General features: G+C 42.5%; 15 protein-coding genes. 10 read left to right on the forward strand and 5 right to left on the reverse strand.

Going from position 1 to position 15,806, the window contains the following annotated elements; all coding sequences use genetic code 11:
- Nucleotides 1–233: 233 nt before the first annotated feature.
- From AC4HAO_RS08060 to AC4HAO_RS08070, 3 genes are read left to right on the forward strand one after another with little or no spacing between them, the layout of a single operon-like run.
- Nucleotides 234–677, forward strand: coding sequence for a zinc-dependent MarR family transcriptional regulator (locus tag AC4HAO_RS08060; protein WP_491093699.1), 444 nt, complete (start codon nt 234–236; stop codon nt 675–677).
- The gene (locus AC4HAO_RS08065; protein WP_491093698.1) at nt 674–1,378 is read left to right on the forward strand and encodes a metal ABC transporter ATP-binding protein; all 705 of its coding nucleotides are present in this window, start codon (nt 674–676) and stop codon (nt 1,376–1,378) included. The genes AC4HAO_RS08060 and AC4HAO_RS08065 overlap by 4 nt, the downstream gene beginning before the upstream one ends.
- Entirely contained in the window at nt 1,371–2,177 is an 807-nt protein-coding gene (locus tag AC4HAO_RS08070) for a metal ABC transporter permease (protein ID WP_491135070.1), read from the forward strand. The genes AC4HAO_RS08065 and AC4HAO_RS08070 overlap by 8 nt, the downstream gene beginning before the upstream one ends.
- Nucleotides 2,178–2,373: 196 nt before the next feature.
- Here the strand turns inward: AC4HAO_RS08070 and AC4HAO_RS08075 are convergent, their stop codons facing one another.
- Nucleotides 2,374–2,964, reverse strand: a complete 591-nt coding sequence (locus AC4HAO_RS08075) for a TetR/AcrR family transcriptional regulator (RefSeq protein ID WP_447452820.1) — start codon at nt 2,962–2,964, stop codon at nt 2,374–2,376.
- A gap of 486 nt (nt 2,965–3,450) precedes the next feature.
- Between AC4HAO_RS08075 and AC4HAO_RS08080 the strand changes: the two genes are divergently transcribed.
- A complete protein-coding gene (locus tag AC4HAO_RS08080) occupies nt 3,451–4,152 on the forward strand; it encodes an ABC transporter ATP-binding protein (RefSeq protein ID WP_491093694.1) in 702 nt (233 codons plus the stop codon).
- A 13-nt stretch (nt 4,153–4,165) separates the two neighbouring features.
- Complete coding sequence (locus tag AC4HAO_RS08085) at nt 4,166–6,799, forward strand: FtsX-like permease family protein (RefSeq protein WP_491135071.1); 2,634 nt, start codon at nt 4,166–4,168, stop codon at nt 6,797–6,799.
- 295 nt (nt 6,800–7,094) lie between these two features.
- On the opposite strand, the gene AC4HAO_RS08090 is transcribed toward AC4HAO_RS08085, so the two are convergent.
- The 4 genes from AC4HAO_RS08090 to treR all read right to left on the reverse strand — a co-directional run bounded on the left by AC4HAO_RS08090 (nt 7,095) and on the right by treR (nt 9,018).
- Complete coding sequence (locus tag AC4HAO_RS08090; RefSeq protein WP_003048877.1) at nt 7,095–7,307, reverse strand: helix-turn-helix transcriptional regulator; 213 nt, start codon at nt 7,305–7,307, stop codon at nt 7,095–7,097.
- A 2-nt stretch (nt 7,308–7,309) separates the two neighbouring features.
- Nucleotides 7,310–7,879 carry a hypothetical protein gene (locus AC4HAO_RS08095; protein ID WP_491135093.1) on the reverse strand — a complete coding sequence of 190 codons (570 nt, stop codon included), beginning with the start codon at nt 7,877–7,879 and terminating at the stop codon, nt 7,310–7,312.
- A complete protein-coding gene (locus AC4HAO_RS08100; RefSeq protein WP_165212885.1) occupies nt 7,872–8,078 on the reverse strand; it encodes a hypothetical protein in 207 nt (68 codons plus the stop codon). The genes AC4HAO_RS08095 and AC4HAO_RS08100 overlap by 8 nt, the downstream gene beginning before the upstream one ends.
- Nucleotides 8,079–8,298: 220 nt before the next feature.
- On the reverse strand, nt 8,299–9,018 hold the full coding sequence (gene treR, locus AC4HAO_RS08105; RefSeq protein WP_491135073.1) for a trehalose operon repressor: 720 nt from the start codon (nt 9,016–9,018) through the stop codon (nt 8,299–8,301).
- Nucleotides 9,019–9,531: 513 nt separating this feature from the next.
- Here treR and treP point away from each other — a divergent pair.
- From treP to AC4HAO_RS08130, 5 genes are all read left to right on the forward strand, one after another.
- Nucleotides 9,532–11,499 carry a PTS system trehalose-specific EIIBC component gene (gene treP / locus AC4HAO_RS08110; RefSeq protein WP_491135075.1) on the forward strand — a complete coding sequence of 656 codons (1,968 nt, stop codon included), beginning with the start codon at nt 9,532–9,534 and terminating at the stop codon, nt 11,497–11,499.
- Between the two features lie 403 nt (nt 11,500–11,902).
- Nucleotides 11,903–13,531 (forward strand): alpha,alpha-phosphotrehalase, encoded by a 1,629-nt coding sequence (treC, locus tag AC4HAO_RS08115; protein ID WP_491135076.1) that lies wholly within the window; start codon nt 11,903–11,905, stop codon nt 13,529–13,531.
- 422 nt (nt 13,532–13,953) lie between these two features.
- Nucleotides 13,954–14,793: an aldo/keto reductase gene (locus tag AC4HAO_RS08120; protein WP_491093689.1), complete on the forward strand. Its 840-nt coding sequence runs from the start codon at nt 13,954–13,956 to the stop codon at nt 14,791–14,793.
- Nucleotides 14,794–14,940: 147 nt separating this feature from the next.
- Complete coding sequence (locus AC4HAO_RS08125) at nt 14,941–15,249, forward strand: PadR family transcriptional regulator (RefSeq protein WP_491093688.1); 309 nt, start codon at nt 14,941–14,943, stop codon at nt 15,247–15,249.
- A gap of 10 nt (nt 15,250–15,259) precedes the next feature.
- Nucleotides 15,260–15,793, forward strand: coding sequence for a DUF2812 domain-containing protein (locus AC4HAO_RS08130; RefSeq protein WP_491093687.1), 534 nt, complete (start codon nt 15,260–15,262; stop codon nt 15,791–15,793).
- Nucleotides 15,794–15,806 lie beyond the last annotated feature (13 nt).

Consider the following 15,806-nt stretch of genomic DNA (forward strand, 5'->3'; position numbering starts at 1 on the left):
TCAGTTGGTAGTAGCGCATGACTGTTAATCATGATGTCGTAGGTTCGAGTCCTACTGGCGGAGTTTAGTAGAGAGGAGGAAGTCCTTCTCTTTTTTTGTGTTTTGGGAGGCAGGCTAGGGGGGGGTGACTGGAGAACTTCATTTGTAAACTTTTTTACTTAGATAGGTGTGGGGGTTGACGGTTTAGATGCGAGATGTTAAGATACTAATTGTTAACTAGTTAAGGAGTTTTTATGTCAGATTTAGCTCATCATTTAGATCGTTTTTTTAATACTATCCTACTTTTGGCTGAACATCAAAATGAGTTGTTGTTAGGGCGTTGTCAATCTGATTTGGAGTTGACTAATACTCAAGAACATATTCTAATGCTCTTAGCCCAAGAGCGTCTTACAAATTCTGAATTAGCTAAACGATTGAATATTAGTCAGGCAGCAGTAACTAAGGCGGTTAAGGCGATGATTAGACAGGATTTGCTGGTGACGACGAAAGATAGTGCAGATGCTAGGATTTCATATTATAGTTTGACAGAAATCGCCAAAAATGTAGCTCAGGAGCATGATGAGCATCATCAGGCGACCTTATCTGTTTATGATAATATTTTAGAGGATTTTTCTGTGGAGGACCAAGAGGTGATTGCATCTTTCCTTGAAAAACTAGAAAGGGAGTTTAATAAGTGAGATATATTACGGTTGAGAATCTGTCCTTTCAATATGATGCAGAGCCAGTGTTAGAAGGTATCTACTACCATGTCAATAGTGGCGAATTTGTGACGTTGACAGGTGAGAATGGTGCTGCCAAGTCTACATTGATTAAGGCTACCTTGGGTATCTTGAAGCCAAAACATGGACAAGTACATATTTCTGAAATCAATAAGGAGGGTAAAAAGTTACGCTTAGCTTATTTACCCCAACAGATAGCTAGCTTTAATGCAGGGTTCCCCTCTACTGTTTACGAATTTGTTAAGTCAGGACGCTATCCTCGTAATGGCTGGTTTCGCAGGCTTTCTCAGCATGATGAAGAGCATATTAAGGTTAGTTTAGAAGCAGTAGGAATGTGGGAAAATCGCCAAAAAAAAATAGGAGCCTTAAGTGGGGGGCAAAAACAAAGAGCTGTCATTGCCCGAATGTTTGCCTCGGATCCGGATGTTTTTGTTCTTGATGAACCAACAACGGGTATGGATGCTGGAACGACAGAGACTTTTTATGAACTAATGCATCATAGTGCTCATAAGCATGGAAAAGCAGTTTTAATGATTACGCATGATCCTGATGAAGTTAAAGATTATGCTGATCGAAATATCCATTTGGTTCGTAATCTGGATTTGCCTTGGCGCTGTTTTAATATCCATGATAAGGAGGAGAGTGGAGCAGATGCTTGAGATATTTCAGTATGAGTTTATGCAGCGAGCGTTTCTAGCTGTGGTAGCAATGAGTTTTTTTTCACCAATTTTGGGTTTATTTCTTATTTTACGACGACAAAGTTTATTGAGCGACACTCTAAGTCATGTCTCCTTAGCTGGAGTTGCTTTTGGAGTTTTGTTGGGGTGGAATAAAACCTGGATGACTATCTTGGTTGTAGTTGTAGCAGCAGTAGCTTTAGAATACTTGAGAACGATTTATCGATATTATAATGAAATTTCTACAGCAATTCTAATGTCATCAGGCTTGGCTGTATCTCTCCTTGTAATGAGTAAAACGAGCAGTTCTAATATTAGCTTAGACCAATATCTTTTTGGATCTATCGTTACAATTAATCAGGAACAGATTTCTTTCTTGTTTGCTATAGCTGTCCTTGTATTATTTCTTACCGTGTTTTTTATTCGTCCCATGTATATTTTAACCTTTGATGAGGATACAGCGTTTGTAGATGGTTTGCCTGTTCGGTGGATGTCACTGGCCTTTAATATTGTGACTGGAGTTGCTATTGCTCTTATGATTCCCGCAGCTGGGGCTCTTTTAGTCTCAACTATTTTGATTTTACCGGCAGCTATTGCGATGCGCATGGCTAATAGTTTCAAGGGGGTCATCCTCACTGCTATTGGGATTGGCTTTATTGGTATGTTTCTTGGTATCGTTCTCTCTTATTATTGGGAGACGCCAGCTAGTGCTACCATCACTGTTATTTTTGTTGCTATCTTTTTATTTGTGAGTCTGTTAGATCGCTTTGTTAAAGAGTAGAAGAGCTTGGGAACGGGATTGCTCCTAGTATCATGATAAGAAAGCATACCTAAATCCTGAGTTGCTAGCTTGTGCTTACCTAGCAAAAATATAAGAAAAATCCCTTTGCTCTGAAGGGATTTTCGTGTATAAAAGATAAGGAGTATAATGCCACAAGAACAGCTTCTGGACAGCAAAAATGCGGGTTTATCAGCCGTTAGTTTTTATGATTCACTTTTGGTTTAGCATTGACGAGGTCCTTAGGGGCAGTCTCCATCAAGGTTAAAAAAGTTTTGGCAAAAATCTCCGGTGGTTCAGGAAAGTCCTCAGCTACCCACTCGCCAACTAGGGCAAAAATGTAGTTGATGACAATCTTAATCATGCTGGGCGTCATCAAGGGACTTTTATTAATAATATAGATATCATCTGCTTCTAAGAGGAGCTTCAAATAACTCTCTTCAAGAAATTTGAAGGCTCTGCCGTCAATAGAGGTGTGATAGAGGATCCGCGCTTGTATCCGCTTTTGATAGACTTTGGGAATAACGTCTCTAGCGACAGCCTCGTAAATAGAATGAATACTAGGATCAGCCAGGCTTCGTTTAAAGGTCGCAAAACCTTCCTCTGTCATGGATCTATGGATATAATCGAAGATCTCATCCACGCTACTGAAATGCTTTTGGTAAATAGCCTGTCGTGACATCCCAGCTTCCCTTGCGATTTCTGTCATCGTAAGGGTATTTTTGTCTGGATTTTTAGAAGCAATTCTAAATACAGCATTGATAATACTTTCTCTACTACCTTGAACCATAGTCCCTCCTTGTATGAAGCTAATCTTATAAAAAAATTGACAGCCTGTCAAATGTCTTCTCAAGCTCAGGCCTTCTTTCACTTAGGGTTCCTTTGTTATAAGGCTTATGAACGAAAGCTAGCTTGACAGGCTGTCAATTTTTAGGTCTTTTATAGTTTATAAAATTCTCTTATAATATCTAGGTCTATAAATAAATTAAACAGGGCTGCGACACTTCGTTTGGTTAGTCGATTTTACTAACCAAACGAAGTTAGTGGGGGAGGAGGTAGCCAATTCACCATAGTGATTGGCGTTTGTTATCAAGTGCGAGGCGCTTAGATAACAAGCCTTTGCCGTATCTTAGTAATTGAACACGGGCCTAATTTCCTCGGATAAAAGACCAACCTCTTCGTGTGTTAAGCACATGTCGTCACTCTCCTATTTTTCTGTCGGAAATTTTCGCCAAGCGAATCGGCCCTATGTATCTTAATAAAGGAGATATTACCAATGGCTTATATTGAAATGAAACATTCTTTTAAACGTTACCAAATGGGGGACACGGAGATTGTTGCTAATAAGGATATTACATTTGAAATTGAAAAAGGAGAATTAGTGATTATTCTAGGAGCTTCTGGTGCTGGTAAATCAACGATCCTCAATATCCTAGGCGGTATGGACAGCAATGATGAAGGGCAGGTCCTCATTGATGGGACGGATATTGCTAATTTCAACTCCAAACAACTGACAGATTATCGGCGGACAGACGTGGGTTTTGTCTTTCAGTTTTATAATCTCGTCCCGAATTTGACGGCCAAGGAAAATGTCGAGTTGGCTTCAGAGATTGTTACTGACGCCCGTGATGCTGCTGCAACTTTAAGAGAAGTTGGTTTGGGACAGCGTCTTGATAACTTCCCAGCCCAGCTGTCGGGTGGGGAACAGCAGCGGGTTTCCATCGCTCGAGCTGTGGCTAAAAACCCCAAGATCTTGCTTTGTGACGAACCGACGGGGGCTCTGGATTACCAGACAGGAAAGCAGGTTCTGCAGATTCTGCAGGATATGTCTCGCAAGCAAGGAGCAACTGTTATCATCGTGACCCACAACTCAGCTCTAGCCCCAATTGCTGATCGGGTTATCCACATGCATGATGCCAAGGTTAGCAGTATTGAAATCAACGACTATCCTCAAGATATTGCTAGTTTGGAATATTAGGAGGCATTTAGATATGAAGAGAATATTTTGGAAGGATATTCGGAAATCTTTCACAGGCTCTAGCGGTCGTTTTATTTCCATTATGACCCTGATGTTCCTAGGCGCCTTTGCCCTGATTGGACTCAAGGTGACTGCCCCTGATATGGAACGGACGGCTAGTGATTATTTGCAGCGTCATCATACCATGGACCTCTCTGTTATTGCTAGTGCTGGCTTCAGCCAGACCGATCAAAGAGAATTAAATAGGATCAGAGGAGCCAAGGTCGAATATGGCTACATGACAGATGTTAGTATCAAAGGAAAAGACGATGCAGTGCGGATCTTTTCCAAAACGGATACATTATCGTCTTATAAGATAGTATCAGGAAAACTGCCTAGCAAGCCTGATCAGATAGCTTTATCATCATCTCTAAAAAAGGATTATCAGCTAGGCGATAAGATTAGCTTCACCCAAAAATCCCAAGGGATTCTAAAGCATACAACTTACAAGATTGTAGGTTTTGTCAATTCTTCTGAGATTTGGTCAACAAAAAATCTCGGAACTTCTACAGCAGGAGATGGTGATTTAGCTGCTTATGCTGTCACGACAGCAGACAGTTTTGCAAGTGATGTTTATAATTTAGCCCGCTTACGCTACCGAGATTTACAATCCCTGAATCCCTACGCTAGTGACTATAAAAAGAAGCTAAAGGAAAAGCAAGAAGCCTTGGATGATAGCCTGCTGGATAATGGGGAGCAGCGTTTAGCCGCTATAAAAAAGGATAAACAGGCAGTGCTTGCCAAATCCCAATCTCAGGTCGATCAAGCTAAGAGTCGACTGGAAGCGCAGGAGCGGCAGTTAGTTTACCTAAGCGGTCAGCAATTGCAGGCTGCAGAGGCTGCCATAAGTCAAGGCAAGACCAAGCTGGCTAAAAGTCAGGCCAGTATCCAAAACGCTAAGGCTGCCCTAAAAACACTGCCAACTCCTAGCTACAGGTCTTACAGTCGTACGACCTTACCCGGAAGTAATGGTTATCGGACCTATGGTGATATCAGTCGTAATATTGATCGCATCGGTGACATCTTTCCCGTTGTTCTCTACCTTGTAGCAGCTTTGGTGACCTTTACGACCATGACCCGCTTTGTCAATGAGGAACGCAACAAGGCTGGTATTCTCAAGGCTCTAGGATACTTTGATGGCGATGTTCTCAAGAAATTTGTCATTTATGGGCTTGTTGCTGGCTTGTTGGGAACCCTTATTGGTGTTTTGGGCGGGCATTATCTGTTACCTTATATCTTGACTCAGAATCCTGCAAAATTGACCATATTGGGCCGGCCGCATTTTTATTTTTATTGGTCTTATACTGTTTTATCCTTGCTCTTAGCCCTTATCAGTGCTGCCCTTCCTGCCTTTTTGGTTGCTAGACGAGAATTAAGAGAAAAACCAGCCCAGCTCTTGCGTCCTAAACCCCCAGTCAGCGGTTCTAAGATTTTACTGGAGCGAATCAGTTTTATCTGGCAGCGCTTGAGCTTTACTCAAAAAGTTACGATTAGAAATATCTTCCGCTACAAACAGCGAATGGTCATGACCATCTTTGGCGTTGTTGGCTCTGTGGCCCTGCTATTTGCTGGTTTGGGGTTGCAATCGTCTTTAGGAAAAATCGTAGAGCGCCAGTTTAATCAGCTGACCCCTTACGATATGCTGATTCTGCGCAATGATCAGGCCAATCAAACAGAAAAACAGCAAGTTGATGACTTTTTGAATTCGGACAAGGTAGTTGATTATCAGGCTGTTCATACTCAGACCATTGATGAAAAAATTAGCGGTCAGGATGAGAAGAAAAGCATTACCATCATGTCGACGAACCAAAAAGATTTTGGCTCCTTTATCCGCCTGCGTGATCCTAAAACTAATAAATCGCTTGATCTGGATCATCAAGGTGCTTTAATCTCCAAAAAATTAGCCGCCTATTATGATGTCAAAAAAGGCGATACTCTCACCCTAAAAGATGACCACGGCCATTCACGAACCATTAAGGTTGCAGGCCTAGCGGATATGAATGTTGGTCACTACATCTTTATGTCGGATAGTTACTACCAAAACGTTTTTGGCCAAAAAGCAACTCATAATGGTGAACTGATTAAGCTGAAGGATAGCTCCCAGTCAGATATTTCTAAGCAATCTAGTCACTTGCTGAATTTAGCAGGTGTTGCTTCTCTGACGCAAAACTCATCCATGATTACGATGGTGAAGACAGCCGTTAATGGCCTCGATTCCTCCATGACCATTCTCATTGTGGTTTCCATCGTTCTAGCTATTGTTATCCTCTATAATCTGACCAATATTAATGTCGCTGAACGTATTCGGGAGCTCTCAACCATCAAGGTTCTGGGATTTCATAGCCGAGAGGTCATGATGTATATCTATCGCGAAACCATCTTGCTATCGGTGATTGGCATGATTCTAGGTCTGGTCGGTGGTTATTATCTCCATGGTGTGATTATTGCCATGATGAGCCAAGATACAGTTTATCCTACTCAGGTAGATCCTTATGTCTATCTAGTGCCTCTGGCAGTGATTACCTTTATCTTAATCGTTCTGGGCTGGGTCGTCTATCGCAGACTAAAAACAGTCGATATGCTGGAAGCCCTCAAATCAGTAGATTAGAATTTTGAAAAGAAAAGTTTCTCGTTTATCAAGCTATCTTTCGCGTTATCCAACTAATCAAGCTAATTAAATGTATAAAAAAATGCTGGGCAAAACTCGCCCAGCATTCTTGTTTTGGAATCAATTCTTGGTACGGCGGTTGGGAGCAAGACTTGTTGGCTACGCCAAGAAGTATTACCCCTGCACAGGGAGTGGGAGTGAAACGGTCTGGGGAGAGACCGTTTTAGGTCACCACCTTAAAACTAGGACGTGGTGAAAACCAAAATTTTCATTTTTTAAGTTGATTCCGCTCCCTTTAATCGGCTCCTTTATTTCTTTGAAAGATATCTTCAACCTGTAAGTTGAAAACTTCTGCGATTTTGAAGGCTAATTCCAGTGAGGGATTGTAACGATTATTTTCCAAATGCAGGATGGTTTCCCTGCGAACGCCTACGGCATCTGCTAGGTCCTGTTGGGTCATTTGCGCTTTTTCGCGTATTTCTTTTAAATTAGTAATAATTTTAGCCATACCTAATCACCCTTTTCAAAAATCCAGAAGCAGACATCAAAAAGGTTGAGCAAAGCGCCAAGATAGATAAACAGAGCTCCTGGTGTCAGAGAGAAAGGAAACCAGCTGGTGATGATTGTCAGACCAAGGAGCGAGCCGATCATTAAGACCAGACATAAAGTCGCTGCCTTGGCTAAATCTTGGTAAAAGCGCTCATCGGGTCGCTCTATGGTTTTTTTAAAGCAGAAATAGCCACCAAGAAGCAAGAGCAAAAAGAACATTCCGCCAATAAAAAGCTGTTTAATCCAAGCTGGTTGGCTGTCAGGAGTTAAAATCCCAATGCCTAAAGTGTAGACAGCCATAGCAAAAAAGATTGTGGGCAAATAGATTTTTTCTGTCAGACCGAACCCCTGCTCTTTCCTGCTGATTGGGCTTACTTTAGACATAAGGCCAAATACTAGAATTTCAAAGAGGCTGACAAGCGTAAAAATAAGCCTCTTAATCCAAACTGGATGACTGGCCGGAGTCAAAAAATAGACGAGGATTAAGAGGGGGAGCCAGATCCAGTAAAGCCATTTCTTATTTTTAAGTATGGTTGGCCTCCCTGTCTTTTCTTAACTGATACCTCAATCCCCAGAGACCCAATAAATCTCCGATGATTGCGGCAAGGAGGACAAAATAAGCGAGTGGACGATTGAAACCGAGGCTAGCGAAAACCCCAAAGGCGATGCCAGCCGTCGTAGTGGCCATAGAAATAAGGACAGGCCATTTATAATTACCAGTTTTTTGCATAATAACCACCTGCTTTCTAAATAATTGATTTGATGGAGGATTTGTTAGAAATACCTCACCTCTTTACGTTATAAATATATCACATTTTCCGGTTGGGGACAAGATAAAATGTGATTTATTTCTAACTTTTTGCCAAAAAGAAAACCAGCCCTATAAAAGAGGCTCAGGGGTTATTCTTATATAAGGATGGGGAGAGGGACAGACAGTCAGTCATGTACCTTTAGGGCTCTTGCCTCTTCCGCCTAGCAAAGTCTACGAAGTGAAACTTTTCAAGCAAATGTCGGCTTTCAGTAAATTGGAACTGCCGGCCGTCGGCCAAATAAACACGGGATCTGACAGATACAGCATGGTGTTCAGCACCCACATCAAGCCAAATTTTATCCTGATTGGTCATCTGCTCGATGGTAATTTCTTTTTTAGCCCCCTCAATAGAAAGGTGTAGCTGGTTCTCCAAGTAATCATAGATCGAGTGCTGGGCAATCTCCTTGGTCATCTGCTTAACGCAATCAATCAGTAGGTAGTCAGTATCAACAACCGAAGCTGTGCCATTGACAAGACGCTGCCGTATGATACGCCAGACCTGCTTGCTGGCGGGAAAACCTGTGAGTTCTTGCAATTTTTGATCAACAATCAGTCGATCTAAGGCTAGAACTTTAGTCTGAGAGTCCATTCCTAAAGTATTGACTAGCTCCTGATAACTGGTTAAATGAGACACCGGAAAATTAAAGTGTTGATGGCGCAGCACCAGCGTCTGTCTTCCTTGAGATTTTTGGACTAAGCCCGCCTTTTCTAACGATTTTAGAGCCTTTCGGATCGTATCGCGGCTGACTTGATAGGTTTTCGTTAGAGTGTTTTCACTAGGCAATGCGGTCTCAGGAGGATAGAGCCCTTCTGCAATTTTGATCTCCAAATCCTGAAAAACCTTTTGGTATTTTTTCATCAATAATTCTCCTATAAGATACAAGGCTGTTAAGCACTCCAAAGAAAAATAAGAAACCTGAGGAAGAATCAGTGAGATTCTAGGCAGGTAAAACTTTTCTCACAAGAGAGCAGCCCGTCTAATTAGCTCGGCTTGTTTTTAGTTTACCATACAAGTTAAGAAAAAAGGTTAAAAAATCAAAGAAATTGTCCAGACAAGTTGCATGAGCATAGCTCGATAAGATAAAATGAAAGCGCAAACAGAAAAAAGGAGCAGGGATAATAATCACTATTACTTAATCGTTGATTTTGTTATTCTAGCTCTCAGCTTCGCAAGGTTGATGACATTTTGGCAAACGAGCCATAGATTGTTAGAAGTTGGAATGAAACTAATATGGTAGCCTATTGACCGCACGCTGAGAGGTCATGAGGACTTGCCTTGCAAAGCTTTATTGACGATTTCGATAACTTATAATCTTACTGTTAAACTAATCAATCTTGTATGTAAACAATTTTTATCACAAAAGGAGTCAACATGGGAAAATTTGAACAAGATGCCCGCGAGATGCTGGAAGCAATCGGGGGCAAGGAAAATGTTGCTGCGGTTACCCACTGCGCAACTCGTATGCGTTTCGTCTTAAATGATGAAAGTAAGGCAGATATTGAGCGCTTAGAAGCAATCCCAGCAGTTAAGGGAACCTTTACCAACGCTGGTCAATTTCAAGCCATCATTGGTAATGACGTACCGGTTTTCTACAATGATTTTACGGCTGTCTCAGGAATAGAGGGTGTTTCTAAGGAAGCAGCTAAAACAGCAGCTCAGAAAAATCAAAATTGGCTGCAGCGGTCATTATCCATGCTGGCAGAAATCTTTACGCCGATTTTACCTGCCATCATCGTTGGTGGTCTGATTCTCGGCTTCCGCAATATCTTGGAGGGGGTTCAGTGGTCAGCTCTTGATGGCAAGACCATTGTAGAGGTTTCTACCTTCTGGCATGGGATTAATGATTTCCTCTGGCTGCCGGGTGAAGCTATTTTCCAATACCTGCCAGTAGGAATTACTTGGTCGGTCAGCCGCAAGATGGGGACCAGTCAAATATTGGGAATTGTCTTGGGGATCTGCTTGATTTCACCTAACCAGTTGCTCAATGCTTACGATTTTGCTTCAACCCCAGCAGCTGAGATTGCCTCTAAATGGACTTGGGATTTCGGTTTCTTTACCGTTGAAAAAGTCGGGTATCAAGCTCAGGTTTTACCTGCCCTCTTAGCTGGTTTATCCCTAGCTTATCTGGAACGCTTCTGGCGCAAACATATTCCAGAAGTTGTCTCTATGATTTTTGTACCATTCTTATCCTTAATGCCAGCCCTGATTTTGGCCCATACAGTTTTGGGGCCAATCGGTTGGACTATCGGTAAGGGAATTTCTTTCGTCGTTCTGGCTGGTTTAACGGGCCCTGTTAAATGGCTCTTTGGTGCTCTCTTCGGTGCCCTCTATGCACCGCTTGTTATCACAGGTCTTCATCACATGACCAATGCCATTGATACCCAATTGGTGGCAGATAGCGGAGGTACAGGTCTCTGGCCGATGATTGCCCTCTCTAATATTGCCCAAGGTTCAGCTGTTCTTTCCTACTATTGGATGAACCGCCACGATGAACGTGAGGCGCAAATTTCCCTACCTGCTGCCATCTCAGCTTATCTGGGCGTTACAGAGCCTGCCCTTTTCGGTGTCAATCTAAAATATATCTATCCATTTATCGCTGGAATGATTGGTTCTTCTATCGCTGGTCTTCTCTGTACGACTTTCAATGTTACCGCTAACGCCATCGGTATCGGTGGTCTGCCGGGAATTCTATCTATTCAGGCTAAGTATATGATTATCTTTGCCATCTTGATGGTTATTGCGATTGTAGTACCTTTTGTCCTAACTGTGGTCTTTCGCCGTATCGGCCTCTTTACCAAGACGGAAGATGCAACTGTCAAAGCACCTCAAGTAGATGCTGTTGCAGAAGCTAAGAAAACAACAGAAGTCGAAAGCGGTACCTTGATTACGGTGCAAAGTCCGCTCCAAGGAACAGTAGATGTGCTCAGTCAAGCACCTGATCCAGTTTTTGCACAAGGAGTGATGGGGCAAGGTGTTGTGATTGAACCAAGTGAAGGGGAATTGGTTGCCCCCGTTGATGCCACCGTCTCTGTACTCTTCCCAACCAAACATGCGGTTGGTCTGGTGACAGATCAAGGCTTGGAAATGCTTATGCATATTGGCATGGATACCGTTAATCTTGATGGGCAAGGATTTACAGCCCACATTAACCAAGGTGACCGAGTTAAGGCTGGCGATAAATTGATTAGCTTCGATATTGAAGCGATCACAGCTGCTGGCTATCCTGTCGCAACACCAGTCATTGTAACCAATCAGAATGACTTCCAAACGGATGCTCTAGGCAGCTTACCACACGATGTCAAACGCGGTGATGATATCCTAACGGCAAGTAAACTATAAGATACAAAGCCTTAAGCGACTCAAAGAAATTTAGGGAGCTTGACGAAGAATCCCTAAAGATTCTAGGAGAGCGAGTCTAATTTCACAGAGTCGTAGGCATGTTCAATTAGTAAGATACTAAGCCGTTAAGCGTTCCAAAGGAATTTACGAAATAGAGTGACGATTCACTGAGAATCTAGCGACATTTATCTAATTCCACAGGAACGTAGGCGGGTTCAATTATCAAGATACGGCAGAGGCTTGTTTGTTATTTAAGGAGTCAGTACTTGATAACAAGCATCAATCACTACAGTGGCTGGCCGTCTACATTTAAAATAAATATGGTTTAAGAAGTTGTTTTGAAAATCAGAGGGGCTGGGACATTGTCTCAACCTCTCTAACTATATAAAGGGAAAGGAAATATATGACATTTGATAAGAGAAAAGTCGTCTACCAAATCTATCCAAAATCATTTAAAGACACAACTGGTAAGGGTACCGGAGATTTGCGCGGCGTCATTGAGAAACTGCCCTATTTAGCTGATCTAGGAGTAGATATGGTCTGGCTCAATCCTTTCTACCCAAGCCCCCAGCGGGACAATGGTTATGATGTGTCAGATTATACGGCTATCAATTCTGATTTTGGGACTATGGCTGATTTTGAGGAGATGATTGCCACTGGCAAGCGTCACAATATCGACTTCATGCTGGATATGGTCTTCAATCACTGCTCGACAGATCATGAGTGGTTTCAAAAAGCCTTAGCCGGCGATCCCTACTACCAGGACTTCTTTATTATTCGCGATCAGCCGACGGATTGGCGTTCTAAGTTTGGCGGCTCTGCCTGGTCTCCATTTGGAGATACAGGCAGATACTACCTCCATCTTTTCGATGAAACCCAAGCTGATCTCAACTGGCGTAATCCAAATGTTCGTGCGGAAATTTTTAAAATTGTTAATTTCTGGCGGGATAAGGGAGTCAAAGGCTTTCGCTTCGATGTTATCAACTTGATTGGTAAGGATGAGCTTCTGGCGGACTGTCCAGTAGATGATGGAAAACCAGCCTACACAGACAAACCCATTGTTCATGACTATCTGCGTATGATGAACGAGGCCAGTTTTGGTCAAGACGATGATTTTATGACCGTTGGTGAAATGAGTTCAACGACTATTGAGAGTTGTATCCTGTATTCGGCTGAGGAACGCCATGAGCTATCTATGGCCTTTAACTTTCACCACCTTAAGGTAGACTATAAGGACGATCAAAAGTGGTCTATCACTCCCTTTGACTTTGAAGAGCTCAAAACTCTCTTTCACACATGGAATGAGGCGATGAGCAAGGCCAATGGTTGGCGGGCGCTCTTTTTAAACAACCATGACCAACCGCGGGCGCTCAACCGCTTTGTCGATGTTAAGCATTTCCGCAATGAAGGAGCGACCATGTTAGCTGCTAGCGTTCACCTATCACGCGGCACCCCTTATATCTATATGGGTGAGGAAATCGGTATGCTTGATCCCGATTTTGACAGCATGGATGACTATGTAGATGTCGAGAGCATCAATGCCTATCAGATCATGTTGGATCAGGGCAAGACAGCAGAAGAGGCCTTTGCTATTATCAAGGCCAAATCACGTGATAACTCCCGTACTCCTATGCAGTGGGATAATTCTGCTAATGCTGGCTTTACTACTGGCACCCCATGGCTTAAGGTCAGCAAGTCTTACCCTGACATCAATGTAGAAAAAGAAAAAACGGGTAAGATTTATCCCTTCTACAAAGAACTGATTCGCCTGCGTAAGACTATGCCTCTGATAGCAGAAGGAAGTTATAAGGCGGCCTACAAGGACAGTCAGCAGGTTTATGCCTTTGAGCGTCAGCTTGATGGTGAGCACCTGCTGGTCCTCAATAATTTCTACGCTCAAGAGGTGACGTTGGAATTAGACCCAGCCTACCAAAATGGCCAAGTACTCCTCAGCAATTATGACGGTGATGTATTAGGGGAGACCATCACTCTCAGAGCTTATCAAACGCTAGCTATTCTGGTTAAAGACTAAGGAAAAGAGTCAAAGCAAGAGCAATTCTGGCTGGGACAGACCTGCACTGGCTATTCGTTTATATCGCGTTTGAGCATTAGTATCTTGCTAATTAGGCTCGACTTAACAGCTTGGACTTTAGAGATAGGTTGCCTTGCTTATAAGCAAACTGTCACCCTCCTAAAATTCTAGTTGAGAGTCTTAGTGTCTTATAGAGCTGAACACGAGGCTATTCTTCTCAAAGAAGGTCAACTTCCTTGCGTCTAAAGATGCGGCGGTGGTGGCTTATGTCGCCTATTTTTCAGCCAAGCCAGAGAGTTTCCCCAAACAAGTCGCTTCTTTGTATCTTATACTTGCCTTGGAGTTAACTCCAAGTGATAAAATATATAATAAACAGCCTGCTTTAGGGGCTTATTATCTCAATCTCGATTGGAGGAAAATCTATGTTTGATTATACTTTAGCCAATGGTCAGAAAATTCCTGCCCTTGGGTTTGGAACTTGGCAAACCCCAGATGGTGATGTAGCTGAAAGTTCTGTCAAGGCGGCTATTGAAGCCGGTTATCGCCACATTGATACAGCTGCCATCTATGGTAATGAAGCATCTGTCGGCCGTGGTATCAAAGCTGCTGGTGTACCTCGTGAGGAGCTTTTCATTACGACTAAACTCTGGAACAGCAACCACTCTTATGAAGCTGCCAAGGCAGCTATCGATGAGTCTATTGCTAAGCTGGACTGCGATTACTTGGATCTTTATCTCATTCACTGGCCAAATCCAAAAGCCTTCCGTGATAACTGGAAAGAAGCTAACGCCGGTGCATGGCGTGCCATGGAAGAAGCTGTAGAAGCTGGCAAAATCAAATCTATCGGTGTTTCTAACTTTTTACCCCACCACTTAGATGCTCTGCTTGAAACAGCTAAGATCAAACCAGTTGTCAACCAAATCTACCTCAGCCCAAGCGTCCAACAAGAAGAGTTGGTGGCTTATAATGAGGCGCACGACATCCTCAGCGAAGCCTACAGCCCGCTAGGAACAGGTAAGATTTTTAGCATTGAGTCTCTTCAAGACTTGGCTGCTAAATATAACAAAACCGTTGCTCAAGTGGTTCTGCGCTGGAGTTTGCAAAAAGGTTTCTTACCGCTGCCAAAATCAGTCCATGAAGATCGTATCGTCGAAAACTTCCAAGTTTTTGACTTTGAATTAACAGCAGATGATATGACAGTTATCGATGCTCTCGAAGGCCAAGTAGGAGAAGCACCAAAACCAGATGAAGTAAACTTCTAATAGAGCTAAAGAATCATATATGAAAAGTGTTCTGACTAATCAGAGCACTTTTTATTATTTTTCCAAATATATCCTTGACAGATATATCGTGGCATGATATATTTATTACATAAACTGATATATCGCATAACGATATAAGGAGGAAATATGAGTACACAGGCACTAACAGAAGCAGTTTACTATATCCTGCTGGTCCTGCTTGAGCCAAAACATGGCTATGGGATCATGCAGGACGTAGAGGAACTGTCCAAAGGTCGCATTAAGCTGGCAGCTGGCACGCTTTACGGGGCGCTAACCAACCTGCAAAAAAAGGGCTGGATCGTCCTTGTTTCAGAGGTCAAAGAACGCAAGAAAAAAGAATATTTGATTACTGAACAAGGTAAAAAAGCCCTAGAAGCAGAAATCAGACGTTTGGAAGAACTGGTCAATAATGGCCATAAGCATTTGAAAAAATAGGAGATGAAAGATGAAGAGAAAAATGACTAAGTGGAAATATTTTGGATTCGGTGATTTTCAAAAAGAAGAAGACTGGCTCAATGATATGAGTGCGCAAGGTTGGGCTTTTGTAAAGCACAAGGGTGCATATAGCTATATCTTTGAGCCCTGTCAGCCTTCCCAGTATACTTATCGTCTGGATTACTTTGGACGCAAGAGTAAAAAAGAAGTGGCAGACTACATTGAGCTTGTCCAAGAGACAGGGGCTGCCTGTGTCGAGCAATTTAATCATTGGGGCTATTTCCGACATACGGACCCTGATTTCAAGCTTTACTCAGATAGCGCCTCAAAACGAAGATTTTTAAATGAAATTTTGTCAGTGTTAACGATGTTTATTCTGGGTCTAGTATTCTCTTTATGTAATCTACCACCACGGTCGCTCATTTGGGTCATGTGTGGCTTAGCCTTACTTCTCCTTCTAGGTCAAATCATCAAGATTCAGCGCCTCAAACATGACCTCAAAAAATCCAGTCAACCAGATATCTTTGAAGACGGTGAGGTATAAAAAGAAAGGAGTC

It is taken from the genome of Streptococcus sp. ELY_137 (assembly GCF_058314515.1).